This is a genomic window from Vibrio cincinnatiensis (assembly GCF_022113815.1).
Classification (GTDB): domain Bacteria; phylum Pseudomonadota; class Gammaproteobacteria; order Enterobacterales; family Vibrionaceae; genus Vibrio; species Vibrio cincinnatiensis_A.
On sequence record NZ_SGOM01000024.1, the window covers coordinates 1 to 5,661 of the forward strand.

The window sequence follows — 5,661 nt, forward strand, 5'->3', positions numbered from 1 at the left end:
ACGAGCACGAAACTCACAAGCCAAGGGAACAAAGAACAATCATAAACCACTGATTTTTGGTGATTAAGCATAACGCCGCATTAAGGGGCAGGCAACGCAAACAACTAGACTAAAACTAGCCAGCCTTAACCTCAAATGCCAACCAAACCAAAACTGCCAAGCGTTGACTGTCCCTCTTAAATGCTTTGTTATGTTTCTGAACTCAGTTTTCTCACAGCTAATCATCTTCACTTATTTGCCAACGATGGTGCCCGCATAATTTTTCAGCTTCATGCAGTTCCGAGGTTAGGTCATCCAAAGACAGTTGTTCACCGCAGATTGCACATGTTTGATTTAATAAGGGCTCCACTGATTCATGAAAGTGATATCTTTGTTTTACCGAAAGCGAACCATACCCTTTCCCAAGATATTGTTTCAGGACACCATGTTGCGCAGAGTCTTTTTCGATATAACCTAGATCTACCAAAAGTTGGATAGCCTGATCATTTAATAGCTTTTCATTGTCATCAAATTCATCCATTTTCCAGCCTCGTTTGAGATAATTTCATCCAAAGCTTAGACCAATTTTCTACAACTCACTTGCCAATAGAGCTCAGTGACACATAACGCTGCATTAAGGGGCAAGCAACGCAAACCACTGCGCTCAAACTAACCTGCCGTAACCTCAAATGCCAACCCGAACCCAAAATGCCACGCGTTGATTGTCCCTCTTAAATGCTTTGTTAGGCGATTTTATAAACTATTTCAATCCCTTACCAAAGAAACATCAGAACAAACCAAATTAAAACAACATGTGAGTTTAACATTGACCCTGTAATATTCACTTGCCAACAACGAAACTCATGGTCTACTTCAAAGAAAAAATCACGACCACCAAGCTCATCGCAAAATCACTCAACTGTTAAGGATGAACTTAAGACTCGAAGAACGAGAAGCACAAAGCTTATCAAATATGAACAGACTCGATCGTTAACTTTTATGAGAACAGAAAATTGATAATATTTTCTTTGGCTACTAACTTGATAACTCCAACAACTTATTGATTAAATGAAATAATTCAAAGAATCACGATTAAGAATCAACGAATGATTTGTTTAATTTCACGAACATCGCCTAACGCCGCGTTAAGTAGTGAGCAACGCGACCACCTAACCTAAACCATTGTGCCATAGACACTAAAAATGAAGTAAACCTAAAATGCCAAGCGTTGCGAATCTGCCTTAAACGCTTTGTTAGCTTTTGGTGCTTGCCATTTGCTTGTAAACTTCAACTATCTCTTTGGGAAGGTGTATTAACTTTTGAATTTCCGTTAATAGTTCTGGTTCATGAACTAAAGCTGGTCTTTCAGCTATCATAAATTTTTGTAGTGCGACTTGGTTACGCTTTTCAACACCAAAAAAACCATTTTCCCAAGTCAAAGCCTCAAACGCTTTGTCATCTTCATTTGCTAAGATATTTTCTAGTTCCCCACCCTCAATATGAAAATATCTAAATTGGCTATGATCTTCCGGGGCTTCACGAGTGCAGTAACAACGCAACTCAGCTACTAGTCGATCTAGATATATTAAATATTCACTGTGTGCATTATAGCCTTTCTCTAAATAACGATATTTCCCAAATGAATGCAATAGCTTCGTAAACTCATAACTATCCTCTGTCATCTTTGGTAAAACGTGAGGAAACTCGAAAAGGATTTTGTCTAGCCCTTTCACTATGTTATGGCTCAATTTTTTGGAAGGTATGCGCTGTAAAAAATAGATACACTTGATATATTTTTCAACAGCTTGAAGTCCCTGCCAGAGAAATTGAGGCATTAATCGAGATTTATAGCATAACCGTGCGGCAATATAGTCTTTATCAGCCATATCTCGGAACACGTGAAAAGCATAGCGATCTAATTTATCGTCCAAATTTGCTCCTTAATTTATGATAAAAAGCTAACGCCGCATTAAGGGGCAAGCAACGCGAACAACTGCGCTCAAACTAGCCAGCCTTAACCTCAAATGCTCATCCAAACCACAACTGCCACGCGTTGATTGTCCCTCTTAAATGCTTTGTTATGTAACTTTACTAATAATTTCAAATCATTACAAAAAGCAGCATAGCCAAACACGATTTAACTTACACGAAAAGTCAGCATTGACCCAGTAGAAAAAACTCTGGCAACCACAAAAGCAACTCGATTCTGCGGATCATGACTATAGACAAGCTGAACGCAAACTCGCTTTACCATTAAGTTCAGAATACAGACTTGAAGAACAAGATGACGAAAACCAAATCAACATGAATAAGACTGACTTTACAAACCGTATAAATAATTAATTAAAACAATCAGTTAAAAGTATAAAACATGAAAAGCAGAAGTTCATTTTAAAATACAAAAGGATAAAAACACTTTAAATTTCAATATATTGCAATCTTTTCCGCTACAGTTACATAACGCCGCATTAAGGGGCAAGCAACGCAAACAACTGCGCTCAAACTAACCTGCCGTAACCTCAAATGCCAACCCGAACCCAAAATGCCACGCGTTGATTGTCCCTCTTGAATGCTTTGTTATGTAACTTTACTAATCATTTCAAAGCATTAACAAAAACAGCATCGCCAAACACGATTTAACTTACACGAAAAGTCAGCATTGACCCAGTAGAAAAAACTCTGGCAACTACAAAAGTAACTTGATTCTGCAGATCATGANTATAGAGAAGCTGAACGCAAACCCGCTTCACCAGTAAGCGCTGAATAAAGACTCGAAGAACAAGAAGACGAAAACCAAATCAACATGAATAAGACTAACTTTACAAACCGTATAAATAACCAATTAAAACAATCAGTTAAAAGTATCAAACATGAAAAGCAGAAGCTCACCTTAAAATACAAAAGGATAAAAACACTTTAAATTTCAATACATTGCGATCTTTTTCTCTACGGTTACATAACGCCCAGCTAAGGGGCTGACAACGCAAACAACCATACTAAACCAACCAGCCGTAACCTCAAAAGCCATTAAAGCCAAAAATGGCGAGCGTTGGAAGTCCCGCTTTAGCTGTTTGTTAGGCGATTTTTACAAATAATTTCAATACATTACCAAAGAATCGTCTAAACAACTCAACTTGAAATCACACGCCAGCTCAGGGAAAAATCATGAACATCCTTGCTAAATAAGGGCTCAAAGCTGGTCAAAAACTTCACAACGAGCCTATTAGATAAATAGCCCAAAATTGTAACTCATTGATTTTAATCAACCATAAAAATCAACTCGATTCAAACTATTCAATCTATCCGGATTTTTCGCTTTCGAATTCTTTATCAGAATGCTGCGAACCCTTTAAACACGGGCATGTTCATGATTTTTCCCTGCGCCAGCTTAGCATTGACCCAGTAATATTCACTTGCCAAGAACGAAACTCATGGTCTAGTTCAAAGAAAAAATCACTGCCACCAAGCTAATCGCAAAATCACTCAACCGCTAAGGATGACCTTAAGATTCGAAGAATAAGAAGTACAAAACTTATCAAACACGAGCAGACTCGATCTTTACCAGCTCTGAGAACAAAAAATTTATGACATTTTCTCTGCGGAAATAACCTTGATGGATTCAAAAACTATTGAGAAAAATATAATTAAGAATCAATCAATTAGTTATCTTCTCGGACGAACATCGCCTAACGCCCGCCTAAGGGGCTGACAACGCAAACAACCGCACTAAAACTAACCAGCCGCAACCTCAAAACTCATTAAAGCCAAAAGTGGCGAGCGTTGGAAGTCCCGCTTGAGGCGTTTGTTATGCAACATTTACCAAATAATTCAAAATATTACCAAAGAATAGCATTGGTAGATATTCTTAAACTTACACGAAAAGCCAGCATTGACCCAATAGAAAAACGTTGGCAACAACGAAAGCCTCTTGATTCTGCGGATCATGACGATAGACAAACTGAACGTAAACCCGTTTTACTATTAAGTGCTGAATAAAGACTCGAAGAACAAGAAGCCGAGGACTAAATCAATATGAATAAAACTGATTTTCAAAACTGAAAAATAACCAATTTAAATAATGAGTTAAAAGTACCTATCGAATAAATTAGAAATCAGAATCAAAATACAATAAAACATAGAAACAGCTTAATTATCAATAAATTGCGATCGTTTTCTTTACTGTTGCATAACGCCCGCCTAAGGGGCTGGCAACGCATAACACAAAACTCAAACACAACAACCATAACCATCGCGGCTCAATGGGACTGGAAACGCCACGCGTTGACAGTCCCTCTTGAGGCGTTTGTTAGCCCTATGATGGCCAAATGCTATCAAATGGAATCGCTTCAATTTTCACGCCAAAACTCGAGATATTCGGCAAGGTCGAATTATGATGTTTTCGTATTTCTGCACCAGTTGCATGCATTTTATCGTGAGTCGTATGCGCATCAGCTATCAATGTTATATGATAGCCAAGACCTGCTGCTCGACGAGCTGTCGTATCAACACAAAACTCTGACGCGTAACCATATAAAAGTACGCGCTCAACTTCAAGCTCTTTTAATACTTTCTCGAGATTGGTATGCAGAAACGAATCTGGAGTTGTCTTGCGTACAAATAAGTCACTGGACTCTATCACTAAACTTGCTTGTAATTTCCAACCATCTGAACCGTACTCAATGCCTGTATTAGGCTGTTCATGTTGAATAAAAATGACTGGGATTGAGTAACTTCGAGCTGATTCAGTGACGGCATTAATTTTTCCAACACCAATTGTGACTCAAATGGGCGTGGTTCTGGATCAAATAAAATCGACTGAACATCGATCACTAAAACCGCAGATTTCATAATATTCCTCTGATAGGGCTAACGCCCTGCTAAGGGGTGAGCAATGCACTGTAAAAGCTACCGCACACCGCCTGAATCACAAAACCCAACGCATGCTGAAAATGCCACGCATTGCGAATCCCTCTTAAGCAGTTTGTTAGCTTAAATTTCAGCACCTTAGATTTACAAAAACTCAGATTAACCCGATTTGGGAAACCAACAAACTACTTGAGTTTTAAAACCCGAATTGACTCAAACTTTGTGGCCGTTCATTTGCTTTGAAACTAGTAAATTTTGAGAATTCATCTTCGGAGAACTCAAAGCGAAAGCAAAACTTCCAAAGCGACTTTGAGCAAAACTAGCTAACCTCGCGCAGTCCCAAAACTCAATTGAGGCAACTGCTCGAAACTCACGCTGACAAACAATGCTGATTTGCCGAGAAACCAGAACGAATAGCCAAAGGAAAAAAAAGACCACAACCAATTGATTTTAATTGTTTTAAGCTAACGCCGCATTAAGGGGCAGGCAACGCAAACCACTGCGATCAAATTAACCAACCGTAACCTCAAATACCAACCAAACCAAAACTGCCAAGCGTTGACTGTCCCTCTTGAATGCTTTGTTATGATTCACATTGCTACCCATGTAGCATTGCGCTACAATCATTTAAAACTTACAAGAGGATTATATCATGTCAACTGCAAGCATACGTCTTGATCAAGAACTCGTCGATAAAGCAGCTATCATGGCTAAAGCTCTGAATCGTACAACGCCTAAGCAAATTGAGCATTGGGCTAAAATCGGCGAAATGATGGAAGACAATCCAGATCTGCCTTATGAATTTGTGAGACAAGC

The 5,661-nt window shown here is 38.7% G+C and carries 4 protein-coding genes and 1 pseudogene; 2 read left to right on the forward strand and 3 right to left on the reverse strand.

Features of this window, described 5'->3' with window-relative positions; genetic code table 11:
- Nucleotides 1-217: 217 nt before the first annotated feature.
- On the reverse strand, nt 218-520 hold the full coding sequence (locus EXA13_RS16000; RefSeq protein WP_238134029.1) for a hypothetical protein: 303 nt from the start codon (nt 518-520) through the stop codon (nt 218-220).
- A 712-nt stretch (nt 521-1,232) separates the two neighbouring features.
- On the reverse strand, nt 1,233-1,910 hold the full coding sequence (locus EXA13_RS16005; protein WP_238134030.1) for a hypothetical protein: 678 nt from the start codon (nt 1,908-1,910) through the stop codon (nt 1,233-1,235).
- Nucleotides 1,911-3,786: 1,876 nt separating this feature from the next.
- Between EXA13_RS16005 and EXA13_RS16010 the strand changes: the two genes are divergently transcribed.
- Nucleotides 3,787-3,975, forward strand: a complete 189-nt coding sequence (locus tag EXA13_RS16010) for a hypothetical protein (protein WP_238134031.1) — start codon at nt 3,787-3,789, stop codon at nt 3,973-3,975.
- A 316-nt stretch (nt 3,976-4,291) separates the two neighbouring features.
- On the opposite strand, the pseudogene EXA13_RS16015 reads toward EXA13_RS16010, so the two are convergent.
- A pseudogene (locus tag EXA13_RS16015) lies at nt 4,292-4,827 on the reverse strand (cysteine hydrolase family protein).
- 670 nt (nt 4,828-5,497) lie between these two features.
- Between EXA13_RS16015 and EXA13_RS16025 the strand changes: the two are divergent.
- Nucleotides 5,498-5,661: ParD-like family protein (locus EXA13_RS16025; RefSeq protein ID WP_238134033.1), on the forward strand; the 164-nt coding region annotated here is incomplete at its 3' end.